23 protein-coding genes are annotated in these 24,195 nt (G+C 64.8%); 15 read left to right on the top strand and 8 right to left on the bottom strand.

The annotated features are described in order from the left end of the window. Positions 1-72 precede the first annotated feature (72 nt). Together ACQY4S_RS16740 and ACQY4S_RS16735 are read left to right on the top strand one after the other, a co-directional pair. Positions 73-1,077: a ketopantoate reductase family protein gene (locus ACQY4S_RS16740; protein WP_428486371.1), complete on the top strand. Its 1,005-nt coding sequence runs from the start codon at positions 73-75 to the stop codon at positions 1,075-1,077. A 45-nt stretch (positions 1,078-1,122) separates the two neighbouring features. Then, positions 1,123-2,109, top strand: coding sequence for an aldo/keto reductase (locus ACQY4S_RS16735; protein WP_428486370.1), 987 nt, complete (start codon positions 1,123-1,125; stop codon positions 2,107-2,109). Positions 2,110-2,118: 9 nt separating this feature from the next. On the opposite strand, the gene ACQY4S_RS16730 is transcribed toward ACQY4S_RS16735, so the two are convergent. Continuing rightward, on the bottom strand, positions 2,119-3,126 hold the full coding sequence (locus ACQY4S_RS16730; RefSeq protein ID WP_428486369.1) for an SMP-30/gluconolactonase/LRE family protein: 1,008 nt from the start codon (positions 3,124-3,126) through the stop codon (positions 2,119-2,121). Between the two features lie 159 nt (positions 3,127-3,285). Here ACQY4S_RS16730 and ACQY4S_RS16725 point away from each other — a divergent pair, with 159 nt between their 5' ends. From ACQY4S_RS16725 to ACQY4S_RS16715, 3 genes are all read left to right on the top strand, one after another. Further along, positions 3,286-4,542 carry an alpha-hydroxy acid oxidase gene (locus ACQY4S_RS16725; protein WP_428486368.1) on the top strand — a complete coding sequence of 419 codons (1,257 nt, stop codon included), beginning with the start codon at positions 3,286-3,288 and terminating at the stop codon, positions 4,540-4,542. A 330-nt stretch (positions 4,543-4,872) separates the two neighbouring features. Further along, positions 4,873-5,124: a FitA-like ribbon-helix-helix domain-containing protein gene (locus tag ACQY4S_RS16720; RefSeq protein ID WP_428486367.1), complete on the top strand. Its 252-nt coding sequence runs from the start codon at positions 4,873-4,875 to the stop codon at positions 5,122-5,124. Continuing rightward, complete coding sequence (locus ACQY4S_RS16715; protein WP_428488437.1) at positions 5,121-5,543, top strand: type II toxin-antitoxin system VapC family toxin; 423 nt, start codon at positions 5,121-5,123, stop codon at positions 5,541-5,543. Before ACQY4S_RS16720 ends, ACQY4S_RS16715 begins: the two co-directional genes overlap by 4 nt. On the opposite strand, the gene ACQY4S_RS16710 is transcribed toward ACQY4S_RS16715, so the two are convergent. The 4 genes from ACQY4S_RS16710 to ACQY4S_RS16695 all read right to left on the bottom strand — a co-directional run bounded on the left by ACQY4S_RS16710 (position 5,518) and on the right by ACQY4S_RS16695 (position 9,108). Continuing rightward, entirely contained in the window at positions 5,518-6,018 is a 501-nt protein-coding gene (locus tag ACQY4S_RS16710; protein WP_428486366.1) for a Uma2 family endonuclease, read from the bottom strand. The two genes, ACQY4S_RS16715 and ACQY4S_RS16710, sit on opposite strands and share 26 nt — an antisense overlap. Positions 6,019-6,083: 65 nt before the next feature. Continuing rightward, complete coding sequence (locus ACQY4S_RS16705; protein ID WP_428486365.1) at positions 6,084-6,884, bottom strand: crotonase/enoyl-CoA hydratase family protein; 801 nt, start codon at positions 6,882-6,884, stop codon at positions 6,084-6,086. 19 nt (positions 6,885-6,903) lie between these two features. Continuing rightward, entirely contained in the window at positions 6,904-8,073 is a 1,170-nt protein-coding gene (locus ACQY4S_RS16700) for an acyl-CoA dehydrogenase family protein (protein WP_428486364.1), read from the bottom strand. A gap of 144 nt (positions 8,074-8,217) precedes the next feature. Then, entirely contained in the window at positions 8,218-9,108 is an 891-nt protein-coding gene (locus tag ACQY4S_RS16695; RefSeq protein WP_428486363.1) for a sulfite oxidase heme-binding subunit YedZ, read from the bottom strand. A gap of 168 nt (positions 9,109-9,276) precedes the next feature. Between ACQY4S_RS16695 and ACQY4S_RS16690 the strand changes: the two genes are divergently transcribed. From ACQY4S_RS16690 to ACQY4S_RS16675, 4 genes are all read left to right on the top strand, one after another. Next, entirely contained in the window at positions 9,277-10,038 is a 762-nt protein-coding gene (locus ACQY4S_RS16690; protein ID WP_428486362.1) for a class II aldolase/adducin family protein, read from the top strand. 97 nt (positions 10,039-10,135) lie between these two features. Beyond that, positions 10,136-11,239 (top strand): rhamnan synthesis F family protein, encoded by a 1,104-nt coding sequence (locus ACQY4S_RS16685; protein ID WP_428486361.1) that lies wholly within the window; start codon positions 10,136-10,138, stop codon positions 11,237-11,239. 121 nt (positions 11,240-11,360) lie between these two features. Then, positions 11,361-11,936: a VOC family protein gene (locus ACQY4S_RS16680; protein WP_428486360.1), complete on the top strand. Its 576-nt coding sequence runs from the start codon at positions 11,361-11,363 to the stop codon at positions 11,934-11,936. A gap of 455 nt (positions 11,937-12,391) precedes the next feature. After that, positions 12,392-13,618 carry an acyl-CoA dehydrogenase family protein gene (locus ACQY4S_RS16675; RefSeq protein WP_428486359.1) on the top strand — a complete coding sequence of 409 codons (1,227 nt, stop codon included), beginning with the start codon at positions 12,392-12,394 and terminating at the stop codon, positions 13,616-13,618. A 188-nt stretch (positions 13,619-13,806) separates the two neighbouring features. Here the strand turns inward: ACQY4S_RS16675 and ACQY4S_RS16670 are convergent, their stop codons facing one another. Then, positions 13,807-14,310 (bottom strand): VOC family protein, encoded by a 504-nt coding sequence (locus ACQY4S_RS16670; RefSeq protein WP_428486358.1) that lies wholly within the window; start codon positions 14,308-14,310, stop codon positions 13,807-13,809. Between the two features lie 404 nt (positions 14,311-14,714). Here ACQY4S_RS16670 and ACQY4S_RS16665 point away from each other — a divergent pair, with 404 nt between their 5' ends. Then, positions 14,715-15,176 carry a DoxX family protein gene (locus ACQY4S_RS16665; protein ID WP_428486357.1) on the top strand — a complete coding sequence of 154 codons (462 nt, stop codon included), beginning with the start codon at positions 14,715-14,717 and terminating at the stop codon, positions 15,174-15,176. A gap of 193 nt (positions 15,177-15,369) precedes the next feature. Here ACQY4S_RS16665 and ACQY4S_RS16660 read toward each other — a convergent pair whose 3' ends face one another. Next, a complete protein-coding gene (locus ACQY4S_RS16660; RefSeq protein ID WP_428486356.1) occupies positions 15,370-16,401 on the bottom strand; it encodes an aspartate-semialdehyde dehydrogenase in 1,032 nt (343 codons plus the stop codon). A gap of 129 nt (positions 16,402-16,530) precedes the next feature. On the opposite strand from ACQY4S_RS16660, the gene ACQY4S_RS16655 reads away from it, so the two are divergent. The 5 genes from ACQY4S_RS16655 (at position 16,531) to ACQY4S_RS16635 (ending at position 21,852) form a co-directional block, all read left to right on the top strand. Beyond that, complete coding sequence (locus ACQY4S_RS16655) at positions 16,531-16,794, top strand: hypothetical protein (RefSeq protein WP_428486355.1); 264 nt, start codon at positions 16,531-16,533, stop codon at positions 16,792-16,794. 64 nt (positions 16,795-16,858) lie between these two features. Then, entirely contained in the window at positions 16,859-17,323 is a 465-nt protein-coding gene (locus ACQY4S_RS16650; protein ID WP_428486354.1) for a hypothetical protein, read from the top strand. Between the two features lie 180 nt (positions 17,324-17,503). Next, a complete protein-coding gene (locus ACQY4S_RS16645) occupies positions 17,504-19,015 on the top strand; it encodes an AMP-binding protein (protein ID WP_428486353.1) in 1,512 nt (503 codons plus the stop codon). Between the two features lie 232 nt (positions 19,016-19,247). Next, on the top strand, positions 19,248-20,300 hold the full coding sequence (locus ACQY4S_RS16640; protein WP_428486352.1) for an aldo/keto reductase: 1,053 nt from the start codon (positions 19,248-19,250) through the stop codon (positions 20,298-20,300). A gap of 115 nt (positions 20,301-20,415) precedes the next feature. Further along, a complete protein-coding gene (locus ACQY4S_RS16635; RefSeq protein ID WP_428486351.1) occupies positions 20,416-21,852 on the top strand; it encodes an amidase in 1,437 nt (478 codons plus the stop codon). Positions 21,853-22,156: 304 nt separating this feature from the next. On the opposite strand, the gene ACQY4S_RS16630 is transcribed toward ACQY4S_RS16635, so the two are convergent. Beyond that, on the bottom strand, positions 22,157-24,151 hold the full coding sequence (locus ACQY4S_RS16630; protein WP_428486350.1) for a hypothetical protein: 1,995 nt from the start codon (positions 24,149-24,151) through the stop codon (positions 22,157-22,159). Between the last annotated feature and the right edge of the window lie 44 nt (positions 24,152-24,195).

Raw genomic sequence — 24,195 nt, 5'->3', positions numbered from 1 at the left:
TCGGATCGCGCCGTTCTAGGCCATGTCGCCGGTTCAGGCCAGACTTGACCCTGATGCGGTTGGTATCGTCGGATGAACCGACGCAACAGGGACACGGCGATGAAGATCTGCATCTACGGCGCCGGCGCGATCGGCGGCCATCTGGCGGCGCGCCTGCACCGGGCGGGCGCGTCGGTATCCGTCGTCGCGCGAGGCGCGCATCTGGCAGCGATCCAGGCCCACGGGCTGGTGGTGCATGCGGCGGACGGCACGCATCGCGCGGCGGTCCGGGCTTCATCCGAGCCGGCGGAGCTAGGGCCTCAGGATGCGGTGTTCGTCACGGTGAAGGCGCCGGCGCTGCCCTCGGTCGCTGCCGCCATCGGTCCGCTGCTGGCGGCCGATACGCCGGTGGCCTTCGTGATGAACGGCATCCCGTGGTGGTATTTCGACCATCTGCCGGGGCCGCTGCAGGGCCGCTCGCTGCCGCGGATCGATCCGGATGACCGGCTGCGCCGCGCGCTGGGGCCGGGCAGGGCGATCGGCGGCGTGGTGTACTCCGCAAGTTCGGTGACCAAGCCCGGCGTGGTGCATGTCGAGCAGCCGAAGAGCCGCTTCATCCTGGGCGAGCCTGACGGCGGTCTGTCCGATCGGGTGCGGACGCTGGCCGGCCTGATCACCGACGGCGGCATCAGCGGCGAGGCGACGGCCACGATCCGCACCGAGATCTGGAACAAGCTGATCAGCAACCTGGCGGGCGGCACCCTGGCGGTGCTGACCGGCAGCGCGCCGAAATCGATCTATGCTGAACCGGCGGCGCAACAGGCCGCCCTGCGCATGATGCATGAAGCCACCGCCATCGCCCGTGCGCTCGGCGCCGACCCCACCACCAACCACGAAGCGCGCATCGCCAACCACCGCGCGATGGATCATAAGCCGAGCATCCTGCAGGATCTGGAAGTGGGGCGGTTGATGGAAATTGATGGGATGTTCGATGCTCCGCTGGCACTGGCGCATCTGGCCGGCGTTGAAGTGCCGACGTTGGAATTGCTGGTTGCGCTGTGCAAGCTGAAGGGCCGCTCCGCCGGTCTGTATCAGTAGGGCGGCCTGTATCAGTAGGGAAGGAACGAGACGATGGAAATGCGCATGTTCGGACGCACCGGCCTGCGACTGTCGGTGCTGGGGTTTGGCTGCGGCGCGGTGGGCGGCCTGATGGTGCGGGGTTCGGCGGCGGACCAGGATCGCGCCGTCGGCAAGGCGCTCGACGCCGGCATCAACTATTTCGATACCGCCGTGCAATATGGCAATGGCGCATCCGAAACGAACCTGGGGCGGGTGCTGCGTGGGTTCAGGCCGGACGGGGCCCAGGTCGGCACCAAGGTTCGCATTTCGTCCACCGATGTCAGCCGTATCGCCGCCGTGGTGACCGAATCGCTGGATGGCAGCCTGCGCCGCCTGGCGATGGACCATGTCGACATCTTCCATCTGCACAACGAGATCACGGTGAACGGCGGCGGCGAAAGCCTGAGCGTGGCGCAGGTGCTGGATCAGGTGGTGCCGGCCTTCCAGGCGCTGCGCCAGGCCGGCAAGACCCGCTTCCTGGGCATCACCGCGATCGGCGACACCGCGGCGCTGCACCAGGTCGTTGATTCCGGTGCCTTCGACAGCGCTCAGGTCAGCTACAACATGCTGAACCCCTCCGCGGCGACTCCGCTGCCGCCGGGCTATCCGGCACAGGACTATGGCCACCTGTTCGATCACACGCAAAAAGCCGGTGTCGGGGTGGTCGGCATCCGCGTCCTGGCCGCCGGCGCCTTGAGCGGTTCGGCTGAACGCCATCCCACCGCCAGCCCTCCACCCGCCCCGATCGGATCGGCCTACAGCTACTCATCTGATCTCGACCGCGCCCGCCGCCTGATGCCGTTGGTGACCGAGGGCTTCGCCGCCAGCCTGGCCGAGGCGGCGATCCGTTTCGCCATCACCCACAAGGCGATGGGCACCATCCTGGTCGGCATGGCGACGGTGCAGGAGTTCGAGGGCAGCCTGGCGGCGGTGCTGAAAGGTCCCCTGCCGCGGGCCGCGCTGGACCGGCTGAACGCACTGACCAGCGGCTTCGTCGGCGAGCAGCGATAGACATCTACCTCAGCAGGGCGAAATGCCCTGTGCGTGGAGGGTGACGACGTAAAGCGAGGTGCTGGCGGCCATGAACAGGCGCGACAGCTTGTCGCCGCCAAAACACAGATTGCCGCAGACCTCCGGCAGCAGGATCTGTCCGATCAGCACGCCGTCCGGCGCGAAGACGTGCACGCCGTCGAAGCCTTCGCCGGCCCAGCCGGTGGCGACCCACAGGTTGCCGTCCCGGTCGATCCGCATGCCGTCGCCGAAGCCGGGTTTGTGGTCCTTGAAGTCGTGGACCACCCTGGGGTTGGACAGTCTGCCCGCCTCATCGACCTGAACGACCGTGATGGTGGCGGGGTTCGCCGGATCGTCGCCGACCGCGGTGTCGCTGATGTACAGCAGCTTTTCATCCGGTGAGAAACACAGCCCGTTCGGGCGCGCGAACGCATCGTTGACGACCTTCGCCGGGCCGCTTTTCACATCGATCCGGTAGACGCAGCGCGGCAATTTAAACTCCGTCGCATGACCTTCATAGGCGTTGCTGATGCCGTAGCCGGGATCGGAGAACCAGATGCTGCCATCGGAGCGGACCACGACATCGTTCGGCGAATTCAGGCGCTTGCCGTCGAACTGGTCGATCAGCACGACGACTCGCCCGTCATGCTCGGTGCGGGTCACCCGGCGGTTGTCCTGCTCGCAGGTGATCAGTCGCCCCTCGCGGTCACGCGTGTTGCCGTTGGGAAAGCCGGCCGCCTGACGGAACACGCTGGTGCGGCCGGTCTGCGCGTCCCAGCGCAGCATCCGGTCGTCCGGAATGTCGCTCCAGATCAGGCAGCGCATGTCACCGAACCAGACCGGTCCTTCGGACCAGCGCGCGCCGGTATGGATGCGTTCGATCTGCGCGTTCGGGATCATGTACTGGCGGAAGCGCGGGTCGACCGCGACGATATTCGGATCGGGCATCCGCACGGACGAACGGTCCTGCCAGTCCCGCCCTGGGGGCTTGGAATTGGGCCGGTAAGGATTGGGCATATGTCACTCTCCATCGAAGCCAACGCCATCCCGCGCCATCGGTATTGGGCGCCGGCTGATGCCCACGCGATCTTGAGCACGCTGCCTTGAACGCGGCCAGGTCCGATACGCTTGCAGCCATGCGACTATCCACCTTTCGTCGACCTGCGGGAGAGTTCCATGTCTGCAACTGCCGAATCGGCCGGTGCCCTGGTTGTCCATGCGCGACGGGCGCGTGCGTGGGGCCTGATCGGGCAGGAACGCAAGCTGCGGAGCATGCTCAATTTGAACGACTTCCAGCCAGCCGTCCGCGGCATGCTGCCACGCGCCGCCTACGGCTATGTCGCGAACGGATCGGAAGACGGCGTGACGCTCCAGGGAAACTGCGAGGCGTTCAAGGACTGGCGGCTGGTGACCAGGGTGCTGACGGATGTCGAGCACCGCAGCCAGGCGACAACCCTGTTTGGACGCACCTACGCCTCGCCCTTCGGCATCGCGCCGATGGGGGCCAGCGCCGTGGTGGCGTACGACGCCGACAACGTCATGGCCCGTGCCGCGGCGAAAGCGCGTATTCCGTTCATCCTCAGCGCCAACTCGATCATCCCGATGGAGGAGGTGGCGCAGCAGTATCCCGGCGCCTGGTTCGCCGCCTATCAGTCGCCGACCAGCAAGGCGATCGAGGGAATGGTCGATCGCGTCGCCCAGGCCGGCTTCTCGACGTTCGTGCTGACCGCGGATGTGCCGGTCGGGTCCAACCGCGAGAATGACCACCGCGCCGGCTATAGCATGCCGCTCTGGCCGACGCCGCGCCTGAGCTGGGACGCCGCGACGCATCCGCGCTGGCTGGTCGGCACCGCGGCGCGGACGTGGTTTCGGCGCGGCCTTCCGCGGATCGAGAATCTGGAGCCGGAGGGCGGCCCCAACCTGTTCTCCCGCGCCGTTGCCTCGATCGCCAGCCACTCATCGCTGTCGTGGGACCACGTGCGGCTGATCCGCCGGCTGTGGAAAGGGCCGTTCGTGGTCAAGGGCATCCTGTCGCCGCAGGACGCCCGGATCGCGCGGGAGTGCGGCGTGGACGGCATCGTCGTCTCCAACCACGGCGGCCGGCAGCTCGATGAGGCCGTGTCGCCGCTGCAGGTGCTGCCCGGCATCATGGCCGAGAAGGGCGGCATGACGATCATGATCGACAGCGGCTTTCGTCGCGGCACCGACGTGCTGAAGGCGCTGGCGCTGGGGGCGGACTTCGTCTTCATCGGCCGCCCCTTCCTGTTCGCCGCGATCCTCGCCGGCGAGGCGGGCGTCAGCCATGCCATCGACCTTCTCACCAAGGAGATCGACACCGACATCGCCCTGCTCGGCCTGCACGATGTTGGGGAGGCGAGCGGGGAGATGCTGTTGGAGGTGGATGGTGCCGCGAGGGGCGTGAAGCCGGACTAGGGCTGTTGGCGATCGTGCCGCTTCATTCGTGGTTCAATTACCTCGGCGGCCGTGACCACCGGTCACTGCTGCAGAGTTAGCCTGCCACCAGCGATCTTTTAGCCCCGAACGCTGACATGCAGGCCAAACTTTGGCTTCGTGCCGTCCGCGCTTGATGCGATCATTGACAGCATTGACAGCGTTGCCTATAAGATAGGCACATTAAAGCGCGATTGGTTTAGGTTGACCAACGAATCGCGAATCGCGCTTTAACTTATTGTTTGATCGCGTGATTCACGCCTTCTGACTGGGTCAGCCTCAGGTGATTACGCTCTAGCGCACAAGACTCAAATGGCCACGCTTACTATCCGAAACATTAATGCCGCTGTGAAAGACCAACTGCGCGTGCAGGCCGCCCGCAACGGCCGCTCCATGGAAGCCGAGCTGCGCGCCATCATAACCGACGCCGTTAACACAAAACCTCACCACGAGGTCAATCTAGCGGAAGCCATTCGCCGCCGCTTCGCGCCGTTTGGTGGAGTTGATAATCTTGAGGCCCATCCGCGGGTGCCCGTACGCAATCCGCCTGTGTTCGATTACTGATCGTACTCGACACCAACGTCATCTCGGAACTGATGCGCTCGCAGCCAAATCCGCAGGTATTGGCCTGGGCTGCCGCACAGCCACGCGCGACGCTCTACGCCACGAGCATTAACCGGGCGGAAATCCTTCATGGTATCGCCGCGCTGCCCAAGGGCAGGCGGCGCATCGCACTTGCTGAAGCAGCCGCTGCGATGTTCGACGAAGATCTCGCCAATCGTGTCCTGCCATTCGATGATGCGGCAGCATCTCATTACGCTCATATTGTCGTCAGCCGCCGACTTGCTGGCATGCCCATTGAAGCCTTCGACGCCCTTATTGCAGCAACCGCACTGGTTGCCGGGGCCGCTGTCGCTACTCGTGACATCAGCGGGTTTGAGGGCTGTGGTCTTACCGTCATAAATCCGTGGAACGCATTATGAATGACGGTGGCCTGTCGGTATTTGGGTCGGCTCCACCTCGAAAGGATAATGTGATAAGCCGAGGCCGTGCTGGAAACTCAACGCCATCGTAGATTTCTGCGAGGGGCAGCGTGACCCCGATTGCAGCCATGTCCACCGCGTGGCCAAGTCCTTCCATGACACGACGATCCCAGCTCCGATCCTCCGCCCGTGACCAGACGACCAACGCAGGTGCGTTCGGCTCGATGACCATGATGTAGTCCAGGCTGTCGATCTGCTTGTATTCCGACAATTTCTCGAATGTATCGAAATCGCGTGTGGTTGGCGAAAGAACCTCGGCAACCATGCGCGGCAGAACAGCCTTTAGCCCACTCGGGTTTCGTCGTCCGCAGTCAACGCCCGCATCCGGCCGCCGGATTTGCCTTGGCATCGTCTGGCGCGTTTGCCAATCGAAGAATTTGTCAACGGTCCAGGACCTCAACGGTGGGTCAGACACCACGCCACCCCTCCGCAGTAGCTCAGCCTACCATGCAGACAGGCTCACCTGAACAATGCCGACGATCAGTCACCCTTGAAGTCCGGTCGCCGCTTTTCCAGGAAGGCGCTGACCGCCTCCCGGTGATCCCCCGTGGCATGCGTCAGCGCCTGCAGGCTGGCAGACAGTTCCAGCAGCGTGTCCAGCCGGCTGTGCCGCCCCTCGATCAGCAGCCGCTTGGCCATCCGCACCGCGTGCGGCGGGTTTACCGCGATGCGCGCCGCCAGGGCTTTCGCCGCGTCCAGCAGCTCGGTGTCCGGCACGACTCGCGACACCAGCCCACACGCCAGCGCCTCCTGCGCATTCAGCATGTCGCCGGTGAACGCCATCTCGCAGGCTTTCGAGTAACCGACGACCCGAGGCAGCAGCCACGCGCCACCGTCGCCCGGCACGATGCCGACCTTGACGAAGCTTTCGGCGAAACGGGCACTGTCCGAGGCAATCCGCATGTCGCACATGCAGGCGAGGTCCAGTCCGGCGCCGATCGCCGGCCCGTTCACCGCGGCGATGATCGGCACGTCCAGCTTCTCGAACGCCAGCGGAATGCGCTGGATGCCGAACTTGTAGTAGCGCGGCGTCAGCGCCGGCTTCTCCGCCCGCCGGTCGAGTTCCTGCTGCATCTTGCGCAGGTCGCCGCCGGAGCTGAACGCGCTGCCCGCGCCCGTCAGGATGGCGACGCGCACCGAGCCGTCCTGGTTCAGCCGTTCGATCGCCTCGACGATCCCGTCGACCGTCTCGCGTTCGGAAATCGGGTTGCGCATCGCCGGATCGTTCAGCGTGATCGTGACGATCGCGCCATCCTGCTGGTACAGCACCTTGTCGGTCATTGCCGGTTTCCCCAAAGCATCAGCGAAGCCCCAGCCCGCGGGCGATGATCCCGCGCAGGATCTCCCGCGCGCCGCCGCGCAAGGAGAACGACGGCGCGTGCATCATCGTATGCGCCAGCACGGCGGCGAAATCCTGCGTCGAGCGCGCATCCGGTTCCGCATCGACCAACTGGCGGGCGATTTCAGGAATCTCCTGTTCGACCATGGCTCCCAGGTCCTTCACCAGCGCCGCCTGCAGGGCCGGATTTTCACCGTTCTGCAGCATGCCGGCAACCGAACGCGACAGCCGCCGCAACGTCATGATATGTCCGGTCAGACGTCCGATCGCGATTGCTCCGGCATCGGACGGCTCCGGTCCCAGCGTGCGCACCAGTTCGACCAACAGGGTGAAGGAGGACAGGAACCGCTCGGGTCCGCTGCGCTCGAATGCCAGTTCGCTGGTCACCTGGTTCCAGCCGTCGCCCTCCCGGCCCAGCAGCGCGCCCTCCGGCAGGAAGGCATCCGCAAAGACGACTTCGTTGAAGTGGTGCTCACCGGTCAGCGCCATGATCGGGCGGATGGTGATACCCGGCGTGTTGTGCAGATCGACCAGGAACTGGCTGACGCCGCCATGACGATCCGCTGGCTGGTTCCCTGGCCGGTCCTCGGCCGAACCGGTGCGGCAGAACAGGATCATGTAGTGCGACAGGTGGGCGAAGCTGGTCCACACCTTGGTGCCGTTCACCAGATAGCCGCCCTGCACCTTCGCCGCCCTGGTGCGAACCGAAGCGAGATCGGAGCCGACGTCGGGCTCGCTCATGCCGATGCAGAAGAACGCCTCGCCGGCGGCGATCCGCGGCAGGATCTTCTTCTGCTCGTCCGTGCCGACGCGCAGGATCAGCGGGCCGGACTGACGGTCGGCGATCCAGTGCAGCGCCACCGGCGCGCCGGCGGCCAGCATCTCCTCCAGGACCACGTAGCGCTCCAGCGAGGTGCGCCCGTGCCCGCCATGCGCCTTCGGCCAGGTCATGCCGATCCAGCCGCGCTGGCCCATCGCGCGACTGAAGGCGGCATCCATGCCGGTCCAGAACTCGGCCTTCTCCACCGGTCGGCGATCGGCCAGGGCAGTGTTCAGGAAGTCGCGGACTTCTCCGCGCAGCACCTCGGCTTCAGGGCAGGGCGGCGGAGGCGGGAAGCTGAAGGCATTCACCGGTGCAGAGGTCCTTGCAGAGCTGGCTTGTTTCACGTGCCTTGAACGTGCCGCCTGGTGCGGTCGTGCGCGATCAGCCGGTACTCCGAGGGTCCGATGGGGTCAAGCGACGAGCCCTTCACGCAACCGGGCACCTCAAGCAATCTACGCCTCGGCGATGGGCACCTGCTGGCGCTGTCGCGCCGGCGGAACCCGACGCGTGCCGCGCGGCAACAGCCGCCGCACCACGGTAACCGCCATGATCGCGACAGCCACGACGAAGACCCAGTGCGCCGGCCGCAAGCCATAAGCAATCGTTTCATCGGCAGCCAGCACACGCCAGGGGTTGATCCGCGTCTCAAGGCCGTACCAGGCGAATTCCACCCCGGCCGCGGCCAGGCCGGACAGCACCGCCAGGCTGCCGTAGAACCCCGCCACGAACGCCAATCCCTGCCGCCGCCGCCATGCCTCCGGCACCGTGCGCCACAGCATTAGCCAGATGAACAGGCCGGCGACGAACACCGGCTCGGACACGTTCGCCTTAGACTGAATGAAGTAATGCAGCAGCGCCACCGCGCCGATCGGATAAGCCAGCCGATGCAGCCGCTTCCAGTTCGGGCCAAGCCGCTTCACCGACGCATCGTTGGAGGTGAACGCCAGGGCGAGCAGGACCAGCAGTGCGACGAAGCCGATGGTCAGGTAGAAGCGCAGCGCGATCTCCGACACCACTGTCCATAGCACAAATTTTTGATCGACGACGTACAGGGAAAGATGCGCCACGGCGTAGCACGCCGCCGCGACCCCGATCATCCGGCGCACCAGCAGCAGGCCCGGCCAATCCAGCGCTCGGGCAAACGGGCTGATCGCCAGCGACAGGATCAGCAGGCGGATCGCCCACAGGCCGGCGCCGTGGATCGCCTCCATCACCGGCCGGCCGCCCAGCGCATCGGTCCGCAGCCAGAATGCGTAGAGCACGCCGGGCACCAGCAGCGACAGCAGGACAACAGCCTTGAATGGCAGGAACTTGCCGCGCCGGTCTCGCCAGGGAAGCTTCATCGATCCATCTCCGTCGTGGTAGCCATGGGCTGTCGCCAGTGCGCTGTGACCCACCGGGTTGTCCAATGTTACACAGGAACGTCGGCCGGACCGGCCGAAAAACTTGCGCCGCTCCGCCAACCGGATCACCATACAGATGTCAAGTACGCCATAAGAGGAACAAGATTGATGTCAGCCGCACTCCAACTCGCAACATCCGGCATGTCCGAAGCCGAATGGCACACGCGCTGCGAACTCGCAGCACTCTACCATGTCTGCAACGACCTTGGCTGGACTGACCTGACCAACACCCATATGTCGGCTCGCGTTCCTGGGGAACCAGACCACTTCCTGATCAACAACTACGGCGAGATGTTCGACGAGATCACCGCGTCGTCACTGGTCAAGATGGACATGGCAGGCAACGTCCTGACCCAAGGCGGCAAATTCAACAACGCCGGCTTCATCATTCACAGCGGCGTCTACAAGGCTCGGCCCGACGCCAACTGCGTGCTGCACACCCACACCCGCGCCGGCGCCGGCGTTTCGCTGCTGCGCCGCGGCCTGCGTCCGATCAGCCAGGACGCCATGCACGTCATCGACGATGTCGTCTATCATGACTATGGCGTGCCCGCGACCGTCGAGGAATGTGAAGCCTTGGGCAAAAGCTGCGCCAACGGAAGCTGCGTTGTCCTGATCAACCACGGCCTGCTGACCCTGGGCGAGACCATCCACGGCGCCTTGATGCGGCTGTACATGCTGGAACGCGCCTGCGAGCTTGAACTGATCGCCCGTCAGATGGACGAGGAGCCGGTGGTCATCGAGGAATTTGTCCAGCGCAAGGCGGCCGAGCGGATGAAGAAGGTACGCTCGACCTATGAATATGGCCTGAACGAGTGGAAAGGCCTGGTTCGGACGGCCGAACGCAAGGGCGCTGACTTCCGCCGCTAAGCCATTGCTGCTAGAGCACGGTGCGGAGGCTCCCGCGGGACGCCATCCGCGCCGCTTCCATATCCGGGCGGCAAATATCCTTGATCGCACGGCACTGGTGACCGAGCCGCTTCGCCTGACAGAACTCGACAGGCGCTCGTCCGGCCTTCGCCGTGTCGCCCATGGGTATGCGGCGTCGGGCAAACTGTCCCGCCTTGTCTACCGAGGCTTCGTCGTCGCGGGCGAACTCATTGCCGCCTTGCCGCGCGACGCGGTCCATGCGCTGCGCCGTGGTCCGACATCGCCGCCGCGGATCGAGACCGGCACCGAGCCAAAGGCCGATGCGACCAGCATCGCGCTGTACGTGCATTACTCCACGACCGGCCGGGTGTCCGCCATGGTCCTGGATCAGCTTGGTTTTCTGCGTCAGTCCGGGTTCGCGATCGTCTTCATCTCCATGGCGGCGCGGATACCGGAGGCAGACTGGCAGGCGGTCCGGCAGGTTTGCGCGCTGCTTGTACAGCGGGAGAATTTTGGGCGGGATTTTGGTGCCTGGCACGATCTGATACCGGAAGTACGCCGCCGCTGGCCTTCGCTGACGGAACTGATGCTGGTCAACGACAGCGTGCTGGGCCCGATCCACCCGCTGGGTCCGGTGCTGGACGCGCTGCGCACGGGCGGTGCGGGATTGTTCGGGCTGACCGAAAGCGTCCAGGGGGGCGCCCATCTGCAAAGCTACATGCTGCTCGCGCGGGGTGGATCGGCGGCGGCCGACCTGATGGCGTTCGTCCAGAGCGTGTATGTGAGCCACTCAAAATGGCTGCTGGTGCAACTGGGGGAGGTCCGGCTGGCGCGCTGGATGCGCCGACGGGGACATCGGGTGGCGGCGCTGTTCGGTTACGACCGGCTGATCGCGGCGGCGCTGTCGGACCCGGGGGAACGGGTTCGGCTGACCGCCTCGCACGCCAAGCTGCGGGACCTGGATCGTCTGTCACCGGCCCAGGCAACCGAACTGCTGCATGCCTGGCCGCTGAACCCGACGCACCATCTGTGGCACGTTCTGGCGACGCGCTTCGGCTATCCGTTCTTGAAGACTGAGTTGATCCTGCGCAATCCGGGCCGGATCCCGGACGTGGCCGACTGGATCAACCTGGTGCCGCCGGACTCCCCGTGCCCGCTGGCCGAACTGCAGGCGCACCTGGCGACCATGGCGTCAGGTTGAGGGGGCGCGCGCCGCTACCGTCGCAGCAAGCTGGTGCCGCAGCAGGATCACTCGCTTGACTTTCGCGTGTTCCGCCTACTACCGTCCTGTCAAGTCATAAAAAACCTTACAGGAGCGAATCATGTCCGATACCGCGTCCAGCGGACCAGTGGCGCCCTCCGGTCTCAACCACCTGGTGATCAATGTCCGAAATCTCGAGGAGTCACATCGCTTCTGGACCGAGATCCTCGGATTTGCCCAGGTCGGCGAACTGCAAGGGCGGCCTGACGGGGCGCCGCGGCGCGGGACCATGCGCTTCTACAGCGGCGACCATGGCGGTGGGCGCATGAACCATCACGACATCGCCCTGGTGGAAACCCCAAGCCTGCCGCCAGCCGCCGAGGACGCCGCGCCGACCGCGATCAGCCACATCGCCATTAGCTTGCCGAACCGCGAGGCGTGGCTACGGCAGCTCGCCTACCTGCAAAGCCGCGACGTGAAGTTCGACCGGCGGGTAGAGCACGGCATGACCCACAGCCTGTACATCCGTGATCCGAACGGCTACAGCGTGGAGTTGCTCTACGAACTGCCGCGCGAGATCTGGGAAGGCGACATCCAGGCGGCATTGAACCACTACGTGACCCTGCCGGTCGACGGCGAGGCCGCGCTGGCCGACAGAACGGACATGCCTGTGTTTGCCCGCCCTGTGCCCGCCTGATGCATTGCCCGATCCAGCCGCGGCGCCGGGCAGGCGCGGTTTCGGTGCCTTAAAGTGCGATTGGTTTAGGTTGATCCACGGATCGCGCTTTAATTCATTGTTTGATCGCGTGATTCACACCTTCTGACTGGGTCAGCCTCAGGCGATCACGCTCTAACCAGGCGGCGGCGGAACCGTCGTTGATGTCGGTTGACATGGATCATCCACGGCGATGGGCGACAGGGACAATGAGGGCGACAGGGACGATGGGCAACAGGGTCGCCGAACCAGCTTGACGGAGCGTCCGGTCACCTAGGGTCGCGACCGCTGCGCCGTTGCGGAACGGCGTGACATGGTGGAGGGCGTCGGACAACGGGGATCTTGCTGGCGCGCGACCCGATCGGCGCCTCGGCCGCCAACAAGAACGTCCCGCCGCGAATCAGGGGCGGCGGAAAAAACCCCAATGGGAGATCGTCATGCCGGAACTAGCCTCGGCTCAAGCAGCGGAGACCTGGCGAGCCGGTCCGAAAGAGTTCTTTTCCCGTATCGAGAGCCTGCTGCCGGAGATCAGGGCTCGTGCGGCCGACACCGAGAAGCTTGGCCGGGTGCCAGACGATATCATTCAGGGTCTGACCGATGCGGGCGTGTTCCGCGCCGTGCAGCCGCGTCAGTGGGGCGGCCTGGAACTCGATCTGGCAAGCTTTTATGAAGGCATGATCCGGATTGCCTCGGCCTGCGGGTCCACCGGTTGGGTGGCAAGCGTGGTCGGCATCCATCCCTGGCAGATCGCGTTGTTCGCGAATGAAGCGCAGCGGGAGGTCTGGGCGGAGGATCCGGACGCACGGGCATCATCGTCGTACGCCCCCACCGGATCGGTGCGGCGGGAGGCTGACGGCTTCCGCCTGTCGGGCCGCTGGCATTTTTCGAGCGGGGTTGATCATTGCGGCTGGGTGCTGCTGGGCGCGGTGGTGCCGGACGACGGCAGCGGCGCGGAATTTCGCAGCTTCCTGGTGCCGCGCCGGGATTTCACCATTGACCACGAAAGTTGGAACATGGCCGGCCTGGGCGGCACCGGCAGCAAGGATGTCGTGGTGCCTGGCGCCTTCGTCCCCGCGCATCGCACGCACCGTATCATTGACGTCTTTCACGGCACCGACCCCGGCTTCGCGGTCAATGACCGGCCTTACTACCGGCTACCGTGGCGGCTGGTGTTCGCCACCACGATCGCCGCGCCCGCGATCGGTGCGGCCGCCGGCGCGATCGGCGCCTTCATCGAGCAGAACCGCAGCCGCGTTCCGGCCTATGGCGGCCCACCCGTGGCGCAGAGTCCGGCGCTGCATCGGCCCCTTGCGCGCGCCTTGGCGGATGTCGATGCCGCGCGGATGCGGGTCCGGTCGACCTGGACGGATTTTCTGTCGCGGCTTGAAGCGGGTCAGACCATTCCGTATGAGCATCGTGCGCAGTGCCTGCATGAAGCGGCGTATGCCCATGCCAGTTGCTCCGGCGCGATATACGAGTTGATGGGCCTCGGCGGAGGCCGCACCATGGCAGCGCCTGGCGCGCTGCAGCGGTTCTTCCGCGACCTGCTCGCCATGCGCAATCACCCCGCCGCCAACCTGGAGTTCAGCGCCACCTTGTATGCTCAGGCGAAACTCGGCGTGGAGCCGCCGCCGTTCGTTCCCACACAGCGTTTCGTGCTTTGATTATCGCGTTGCAGCAGCAAGCAAGTCGTTCGCCGACAGCGCTTGCATGACCTTTCGTCAAGGCACCTGGCGGTCAAGGCTGACGTCATGGGCGTGTCGCCGGGCAAGATCGATTGGCTCCGCACGCCGGCCGCCGATGACGTGCTATCGCTCATGCGCAGCGGCGCGTTCTTGGTCCGGTCAGCGTATCATGGCAGCGCGGCGGCTGCCTTGCGCGCTTGCCACGCGGCGAGTGTCGCGTTCGCCTGCGTCGCGAAGCGCTCGCCATCGGCCTCGGTCTGCGTGCGTACTGTCATCTCCAGGCGGCGGCCGCTTGGGTCAAAAAAGTAGACGGACTGGCAGAAATGGTGGTCGATCGGGCCGATCACTTCGATGCCGCGGTCATGCAGGCGGCGGACGCCCTCCTGCATGGTCTCGATGTCCTTCACTTCCAGCGCGAGATGCTGCACCCAGTCCGGAGTGTTGGGATCAGGCTGCATGGCGGGCAGTTCCGGCAGCTCGAAGAAAGCAATGCAGGAGGCGTCCTCCATCTCGAAGAAGACGTGCAGATGTGGGTTCCACGCTTGTGTCGACGGCACGCGATCCTGCGCGATGGCGTGCGAGAACCGCAAGCCGAGCACGTTGGTGTAGAAGTCGACTGTCTCTGTCGCGTCCTTGCAGCGATAGGCGACGTGGTGAAGTTTCTGTAGCATCGTTGCCTCCCTGTCATCCGGTTTTGCGTGATTGAAGTTTAAGCTGTGTGACATCGCACTTCGGATTGCCTGGCGCAACCGCGCGGCGCTATGGGCGGGTGTGAATGGGAAAGCCGTGGATTGGTTCGCCGCGCGCGTTGCCGCCGGCCCATCTGCGTCGATCGGCATCCGAGACGGGGAGCCGCCCTGCCGAAGAAGTAACACTGCTCCGCCGAAGGCCGATGCGCCTGCCTGCGATTTACCTGGTCGAGGGGCCTGCGGACGGCGAGGCGGTCGTCATCGGGCGGATACGAGATGCGGCATTCCAGCCGGCTGTCGCGGTTGTCGCCAATCACTCGGCAGCGCACTTGCCGTAACGGCAGCGTGCGTCATTCTGGCAGCCTTACGGTCAAAGGAACGATCCCATGGATGGCGACATCGTTGCCAACCGCCTCATTGTGCCGCAACTCGCCGGACTCTACCGCGCCCTTGCGCCGTTCAGCTACGCGTTCATGCGGTTCTGCACCGGGATGGTGCTGGTACCGCATGGCGTGGTGAAGCTGTTCCACGGCGGCGCGGCCGGCACGGCCAAGACGGCGCTCGGCGGGCTTGGTCCGGACCTGTCATTGGCGGTCGCCTATGCGGTTGGCTGCGTGGAGCTGTTCGGTGCGCTGATGCTCGCCGTCGGCCTGCTCACCCGGCTGGCGGCGCTTTCCATCATCGTCGAGATGAGCGTGATCATCACCGTGATCCTGTGGCCGAACGGGTACTTCTGGACCAAGCAGGGCTACGAGTACGCGCTGCTGTGGGACCTGCTCTGCCTCGCCATTTTCGTGCGGGGCGGCGGGCGGTATTCGATTGATTGCCTGTTGCCGCGGGAGTTCTAGTGCAGACGTCACATAAACGCAACGAAATCAACAGCTTACCAGCTTCCCAATCTGCCGCGAATGTGCGCCCCCGCCTTGAGGACCCAGCGGACAGCATCCGCCAGGTTTCCACCACTCGCCCTTGGGTCCTGGCGACACCTCGGACGCGGAGCAAGCCCGTCTTTAAGCGGTGCGGCTCCTCCGTGGCCGGATATTATGCCGCCTTCTTCGCCAGCAGGTTCATCGCGATCATCGTCTCGGCGATCTGAACCGCGTTCAGCGCCGCACCCTTGCGCAGATTGTCCGACACGCACCAGAACGACAGCCCATGCGGCACCGTCGGATCCTTGCGGATGCGGCTGACGAACACCGCGTCCTCTCCGGCGCTTTCCAGCGGGGTGATGTAGCCGCCGTCTTCCCGCACGTCGACGACTTCCACCCCAGGCGCGTCACGCAGGATGGCGCGCGCCTCACCGGCGGTGACGGGATTTTCGAATTCCACGGTCACCGCCTCGCCGTGGCCGATGAACACCGGCACGCGGACGCAGGTGGCATGCACGGCGATGGCGGGATCGAGGATTTTCTTCGTCTCCATCACCATCTTCCACTCTTCCTTGGTGGAACCGTCATCCATGAACTTGTCGATATGCGGAATGCAGTTGAAGGCGATCTCCTTGGTGAACTGCTGCGGCGGGCTCTGTTCGTAGACAAAGGACGACTTGGTATGGCCGAACAGCTCGTCCATGCCTTCCTTGCCGGCCCCCGACACCGACTGGTAGGTTGAGACCACCACGCGCCTGATCTTGAACTCGTCATGCAGCGGCTTCAGCGCGACGACCATCTGGATGGTGGAGCAGTTCGGGTTGGCGATGATGTTGCGCTTGCCGAAGCCGCGCAGATCCTGCGGATTGACCTCCGGCACCACCAGCGGGATGTTGGGGTCCATGCGAAACTGGCTGGTGTTGTCGATCACCACGCAGCCCTGCGCCGCCGCCCGGGGAGCATGGATGGCGGACACGGCGGCGCCTGGGCTGAACAGCCCGATATCCCAGCCGGTGAAGTCGAACGTGTCCAGGTTGCGGACCTTGAGAACCTTTTTCTCGCCGAAGGAGACTTCCGAGCCGGTCGAACGGCCGGATGCGACGGCGGCCACTTCCGTCACCGGAAAGTTGCGCTCCGCCAGGGTCTTCAGAATTTCGCGTCCGACCGCCCCGGTGGCGCCGACAACCGCGACCCTGTAAGCCATGATAATCTCCTGACAAGTATGGCGACGATCCGTCGCACCAAGGCGCACACGAGTAGCGGCACCCAGGCCGCAGAGCAAGCGAAACGCCCGATTCTTGGCTTGGCCGCATGAAATGCGGATAATGGCGCGATGCAGCGGATCGTCACCCTGACGGAGCGTAAGACAGCCGAGGCCGCGCGGCACCAGGCGGCGGTTGCGGCGCTGATGCCGGTGCTGGCGGACTATGCGCGGGACCACTGCGGTCGTTTCTGGCTTTATGGTTCAGCCGCGCGGGAGCAGATGAAGTACCACAGCGACGGCGATCTGCTGCTCGACTTTCCAGCCGAGACGCTGAGTGAGGCGTGGCGATTCGCCGAGACGGTGTGCTGGGACACGGACTGGAACCGGACCTGATGCCGCACGGCTGGTGCAAGCCGGCGTTCCTCGATCATATCGCAGCGGACCTGCGGGTGGTGGCATGAGTGATGCCCGCTGGTTTGAGGTGAATGCGGCGATCCAGGCGGCGGTCCGGCATTTCGCCGGTGCCGCGGCCATATTTCCAAGGCTGCCGGTGGCGCAGGCGACCGAGGACCGGTATGTCACGGAGATGGCGTTCATGCACGCCATGCAGTCCGGCCATACGTCTCTGGAGGCGGCCCGGCTCCGCATCCTTGATCTCTGCGCCGAGGAAGCGCCAACCGGTGCGAGATGGCACGCCGACCTGATCGCCCGCGCGGCACATCCCCTAGGGACGCGCCCGGCGATCCTGGGAGCGGAGGCGGCCCGGGCCGCCGACGAGACCCGCCGGTTCCGCGGTATCGCCGCCCATGCTTATGACGCTTTCGACCACGTGCAGGCTAAAAACGCGGTCGAGAGTGCCGTGCTGCTGGTTTCGCTCCTGCCGTCGGAGATTGCCCGGTTTCGTCAGACCATCGATCCGTGATGACCGAATGAACCTGTCCTGCTTGAACGTTTCTTGGCCTGAAGCGCCCGCCTTCGCTGCACGGCCGATGCATCGGTCAAGACAAAGCCGTTCTGACCGAAGGGGCGATCGTATGGCCCGATGATTGAGGGAGATCCGCACCCTGGCGCGGCGTCGGTTGCGTCAACCCGCCAATCGCCGATGACCAACGCATGGCGTGATGCCACGACCGTCCTCTCGCTGCTCCGGCGGGCAGCCGAACGGGCACCGGACGCCGAGGCGGTCGTCTGCGGCCCGCTGCGGCTGACATATCGTGATTACCACCGTGCCGTCGCCGGCTTCGCCAGGGACCTGCGCCGGCTGGGGGCTTCCGACACTCGGGTCGCGCTGCTGTGCGGCAATTCGATCGAGGCCGCCGTGGCGACGCTGGCGATCCAGGCGGCGGGCGCCGTCTTCTGCCCGATGAACCCGACCTATACCGAGCGGGAACTGCGTCAGATCCTGACCGACTGCCGGCCCCTCATAGCCGTGTGCGATACGGCCTGCGCGTCCCTGGTGCGCCGGCTCGCCCAGCAGGCCGCGATCGCCCACGTCGTCGTCCTGGATGGCGATACGGTTACGTGGCTGTCGCGCTGGCCTGTCGAAACGGCGCTGTTGCTTCCAGACCCGGATGCGTTGGGAATGATCCAGTACACCGGCGGGACCACCGGTCGCCCGAAAGGCGTCATGCTGACGCACCGTGCCATTGCCGCCAACGTCGCGCAGCGCGAGGCCTGGCTGCCGACACGAAACGGCGACCGCTTCCTCTGCATGATGCCGCTGTTCCATTCGTTCGCGTTGGCGATGAACCTGTACCAGGCGCTGGTCTGTGCCGGCGCGATCGTCATCCTGCCGCGCTACCGGCCTGACTGGGTGGTTGCCGAACTGGGCCGGGAGCGCATCACGGTGCTGCCCGCCGGCGCCACCGTCTTCACCGGGCTGCTCGATTATGACGGACTCGCCGGCGCCGACCTGCGCCACCTTCGGGCGTGCTACTCTGGCGCCTCGGCCTTGCCGGCCGACGTCCTGCGGCGCTGGCAGGCCACGACCGGCGTGCCGATCCACGAAGGTTACGGCCAGACCGAGGCAGGCCCGATCCTGACCTACAACTCCCTCCACTCCCCGCTGAAGCCCGGCCGGGTTGGTCTGCCGCTGCCCGGCACCGAGGTGCAGGTGGTCGACGTCAGCTCCGGCATTCCCCTGCCGACGCCGGATGAATCGGGCGAGATACGTGCCCGTGGGCCGCAGATCATGCTGGGTTATTGGAACCAGCCGGAGCAGACTGCGGCGGCGTTGCGCGACGGCTGGCTGTACACCGGCGACATCGGCGCCTTCGATACCGACGGCCACCTCGCCATCCTCGATCGCCGCAAGGACATGGTGATCACCGGCGGCTACAACGTCTACCCGCGGGAGGTTGACGAGGTGCTGCTGATGCACCCTGCGGTCCAGGAGGCGGCGTCCTTCGGCGTTCCGGATGCATACCGCGGCGAGGTGCTGCACGCCCACGTCGTCCTGCGCCACCCCATCCCGACGGACGAACTGCTCGGCCACTGCCGGACAAACCTGGCGCGCTACAAGGTGCCGGTGGTGCTGTCGGTGGTGGCGGCGATCCCCAAGACCACGGTGGGCAAGATCGACAAGGCAGCGTTAAAGCGGCCAATCGTGTCGTAGATCATTCAGGATCGCCGCATTCGACTCAAAACTGTCATTGCCGCGACACTATCGTAGCCACGACACGCGCTATTTTTCTTCGGCGGGGGATAGCTCAGGTGCCAGCCTGATCGGGGTCGCCAAAAATTCCAGCCCTGCCGGCATACCATCCGGCCGCACCGGCGTTAGGTCATCGTGACCGCCTGGCCGGCCCAGGCTCGGCAGATCTAGCGACAACCAGGAGACGACAGCGATGCGCACCAACAAACTCGGCCGGACTGGCCTTTTTGTCTCGGAGCTTTGCCTTGGAACGATGACCTTCGGCGCCGCCGAAGGCATGTGGAAACAGATCGGTGGCCTGAACCAGGCCGAAGCGGAGCACCTGGTCGGCCGAGCGATCGATGCTGGGGTGAACTTCATGGATACGGCCGATGTCTATGCGGAGGGCCTGTCGGAGCAGATCACCGGCCAGGCGTTGCGTAACCTGAAGATCCCGCGTGAGAACGTGGTCATCGCCACCAAGGCCTATGGCCCGACCGGCCCCGGTCCGAACGCCCGCGGCGCTTCACGGGCGCACATCATCGATGCCGTCAAGGCCAGCCTGAAGCGCCTTCAGCTCGACCACGTCGACCTCTATCAGATCCATGGCTTCGATCCCGCCACGCCGATCGAGGAAACCGTGCGGGCACTCGACACCCTGGTGCAGCACGGCCATGTCCGCTACGTCGGCGTCTCCAACTGGGCGGCCTGGCAGATCATGAAGGCGCTTGGCATTGCCGAACGCGAGGGCCTGGCGCGGTTCGAGACGCTGCAGGCCTATTACACCGTCGCCGGCCGCGATCTTGAGCGCGAGATCGTCCCCATGCTGCGCAGCGAGACCGTCGGGCTGATGGTCTGGAGCCCGCTGGCCGGTGGCCTGCTCAGCGGCAAGTACACCCGCGATCAGGACAAAGCCGCCGACGGCCGGCGCGCCACGTTCGATTTCCCGCCGGTCGACCGCCAACGCGCCTTCGACTGCATCGATGCCATGCAGCCGATGGCCAGGGAGCGCGGCGTATCCGTCGCCCAGATCGCGCTCGCCTGGCTGCTGCACCAGAAGGTGGTCAGCAGCGTCATCATCGGCGCCAAGCGTCTCGACCAGCTCGATGACAACATCGCCGCGACGAATGTCGAGCTGACCGAGGCGGAACTCGACGCGCTCGACGCGGTGAGTGCGTTGCCGAGGGAATATCCCGGCTGGATGTTCGAGCAGCAGTCCGCCCGTTCGAAGCAGCTTGCCCAGGCGGGGCGCAAGACCGTGCGGTGAGGTGTCGGCGCACCGGTCCGACGCTTTGGCAGGTCATTCGCGGGCGTGACGGCCACCCGTTGAACCGCGCGGCCAGGAATGCGACGCTGCCGCCCGCCGCAGAAGGACCGCCGTCATGGACCCCACATTCCTGTCCGCCACCGCCTTGGCCAACCTGGTCAGAACCCGCGACCTCGGCGCGCTGGAGCTGCTGGATCATTACATCGCCCGCGTCGAGGCGCATGACAGTCGTATCAACGCTGTCGTCGTGCGCGACTTCGACCGCGCCCGCGCCCGTGCCCGCGCGCTGGATTCCCAGGCCGACAAGTCCGCGCCGCTGTTTGGCGTGCCCACCACGGTGAAGGAGAGTTTCGACGTCCAGGGCCTGCCGACCACGCGCGGCCATATGGCGATGAAGGACAAGCCGGTCGGCATGTCCTCGATCGCGATCAGGCGGCTGGAAGCGGCCGGCGCGGTGATTTTTGGCAAGACCAATGTTCCCGTCGATCTGTCCGACTGGCAGAGCTACAACCCGGTCTACGGCACCAGTTCGAACCCATGGAACGCCGCGCATACGCCGGGCGGGTCCTCCGGCGGGTCGGCCGCCGCGCTGGCCGCCGGCCTGACCGGGTTCGAGATCGGCAGCGATATCGGCGGATCGATCCGCGTGCCGGCGCATTTCTGCGGCGTCTTTGGCCACAAGCCGACGTTCGGCCTGCTGCCGAACTTTGGCGACCCGGCGATCAGCTCCGCCGCCGGCACGGATATCTCCGTCATTGGCCCGCTGGGGCGTTCCGCCGCGGACCTGGCGGTGGCGCTGGAGGTGATGGCCGGCCCCGACCCGGACGAGACCGCGCTGACGCTGAACCTGCCGGCGCCGCGCTTCACCGGCCTGAAGGATCTGCGGGTCGCGGTCTGGGCGGACCAGCCGGGCCAGGCGACTGACGCCGAGACGGCGGCGATGCTGCTCGGACTGGCTGACGGGCTGGAACGTCAGGGTGTCACCGTCAGCCGCACCGCGCGGCCTGAGTTTGATCCGACTGAGGCGTACCACCTGTATCTTCGCCTCCTGGATGCCGGCTGGAGCGGCCGCATGACCGATGCGGTGGTCGAAGCGAAGCGCAAGCGCCTGGACGTGCTGCCCGACAGCGATACCAGCGCCGATGCCATCATGCTCCGCATGTTGGAGGTCACCCATCGCGCCTGGCTCGGCCTGAACGAGCAGCGGTTCAAATGGCGCCGAACCTCGACCGCGTTCTTTCAGGAGTGGGACGTGCTGCTGTGCCCCGCCTTCGGCACCGCCGCCTTGCCGCACCGGCAGGACGGCGAGCCGTGGCAGCGGCGGATCACCGTCGAGGGCCAGGATATCGCCTACAACGACCTGCTGTTCTGGCCTGGCCTGACCGGCGGCTATCATCTGCCGGGAACCGTCGCGCCGATGGGCGTCACCAGGGCCGGCCTGCCGCTGGGCGTGCAGATCACCGGCCCGCTCTACGGCGACCGGACGACGATCGCGGCGGCGGCGTTGCTGGAGAAGGCGTGGATGGGGTTCAAGCCGCCGCCGGGGTGGTGATGTTGGTGGCCGAGGGTCTTGATGCCGGGCGCGCCCGCTCGTCATGCCGACGTAGATCGACGACCGCGCGCTTGCTGGGCTTTGGAGGAAATAGAATGCGCCAGCTTTTGCGCCGAGCCCGTAGAAACATAACCGAAAGGTGTTAGTCAGGCTCGGCATCTCCGAAACCCAAGGATTCTGCCAACACGAAAAGTCCCACGGCATCGACATCCATCGACAATGAGGGATCGAACCCTGCCCGCTCGATAGTGTCAGCATGTGGCCAGGATCATCGCCCTTGCGCCGCAGGCGGGCTCGCAGAGGTTTAAGGCTTCGGCGCTGAGGCCGTCTGCGATCCCATTGCCTGCGCGTCGGCAAGGTCTATGCCGAAAATTCGCGCATCGTATAGGCTCTCTTCAAGTTCCCCATGATATCGATTGATCTGCAACAATGCGCCGCATTTAGACCAGTTGGAGATGGCCGCAGGCGCACTACCTGGAAGTGGTGCAATCATGCCAAACCCCGACATCGTCCGTCGCAGTACCATCTGCGGTCCAAATGGGGAGGAAGTTCCTTCCAACATCTTTAGATTGTCTAGCGCATCGTTTTGAAGGACGCACGGCGAGCTTTCTACGCCCCATGACCAGTGACCCACTGGGGTGATAAGTTGCGGAGGACCATACTTCTCCTTAAGTGTGGCATCGGTAACCGTACTGTCCGTCAAAGCCTCGCGTCGGATGCCGACGACTGGACCCGTCTTCGCCTCGTGAAGAAGGAGAGTCACTTGCTCAGTCCTGTTCTTGCTAATGAAGATGCGAACGCGACCGAGACCCTTAGTGAGGTAGGGGACCGTTAAGGAAGTTGCCTCAACCACCGCGCCGACCTGCATTTGGCGGCGCACCACCTCATCGGCCTGTGCGGCAGGCATACCAAGGCGTAAGCCATTAATATCCGGCCCGTAAGCAACCCCTGCCAGTGCGGAAGCAACGGCTGCGCGCGCCGTGGTGACCCCCGCCATGGCATTTGCAGCGTCGTCGCGCGCCTTCTGCTCCGCAGCCTTCCGCTCCGCGACCCTGCGCTCGAGCTGAGCCCGGATCGCCCGTGCAGCGGCGGCTTGCTCAGCAACTTGAGCAGCCGCTGCACGGTCGGAGGCGACCGAAGGAGATTGTGCTCCAGCAGGGAGGTGGCCCGTGCACCAGTCTGCACCTGGAAGTATTGGTGGAGCAGAGACATAAAAGTCTCCATGCACCATATGGAAGCGTGCAAACGTATAAGAATCGTAGGGCACGGGATACGGGTCGGCACGCACCAGACGATTCACTTGGTCGGCCGCTTGGGGATCCGCTTTGTCTTTCAGTTCAGACTGGAGGCCAGTCATGTCGGGCACCCTCGGATGCTTCTGGTTCGGGTCCTTCCTCTTATCGTTCGCCATGAGCGCCCTAGCATAGGCTTGCACTAATACAGCTTGGTTGGTGCGGCCATTTTGACTGGCCTTGTTGACCTCGTCGGTGAAGGCCTGGATGATGTCCGGAGGATAGTTAGCACCCTGCATGATTCGAACGGCTGAATCGACGGTCGGCTGTGCTTTTTCGTAAGCAATGATAGCAGCTCTAACCTGCTCGCTCCATGTTTTTAAGGCCGCTAATTTGTCCGGCTCGCCTCCATATAAAAACGTGATTTGCGGAACCAGATCGACCCGGACATAGGTGTCCGCCAGTCCTTCCGGATCATTCTCGGAGGCTCTTCCGAACAATTTGCGGTTTTTGCGCCAATACTCTATTTCCGCTTCGTTCCGGAAGGAGACGTATTGCGCATAAAGCAACTTGCTTCGCTCAGCCGCGGCCCCAATTGCTTCGGTATCGTTCGATCCGACCCCGCGCAGCATTTCGGAGATTGCGTTAGCCCACGCTTGAAAGGAAAACGCCGCACTGCGCGGGATACCACCGTCCACCGCGCCTCCAGTCGCGCGGTCCATTACCATCGGTAGCGATTGCACTGATCCGCCTGTCACATAAAAAGGAAGATAATAAAAATCCTTCTTTTGCAGGGCAGCTGCGAAGTCGGCTTCGGCTCGCGGATCCCTAACGCCCTCGGCGCAACCATCGAGAAAGGCGTTCCGCGCATTAGCGATCTCTCCTTGTAATTCCTGTTTAGACAGCGCAGCCGCGCGAAGATTCAGAAATGCCGATTTAAAGTCACGGGCGACGCCGGCAGCGACGGCCTCCTCTGGAGTATGATAATATTCTATCAACTGGGCCTGCGCTTGGACGCCATAAAGGCATGCACAAACCAATAGAACCATGCCCCGCTTAAGCCTCATGGCGTGCCTCCAGAATGTTGTCTGGACCAGCAGAGTAGCGCCAA

This window comes from Rhodopila sp., from assembly GCF_965276935.1.
Lineage (GTDB): Bacteria > Pseudomonadota > Alphaproteobacteria > Acetobacterales > Acetobacteraceae > Rhodopila.
The sequence above is the reverse complement of the archived record's forward strand: the minus strand, read 5'-3'. Positions and strand labels throughout refer to the sequence as shown.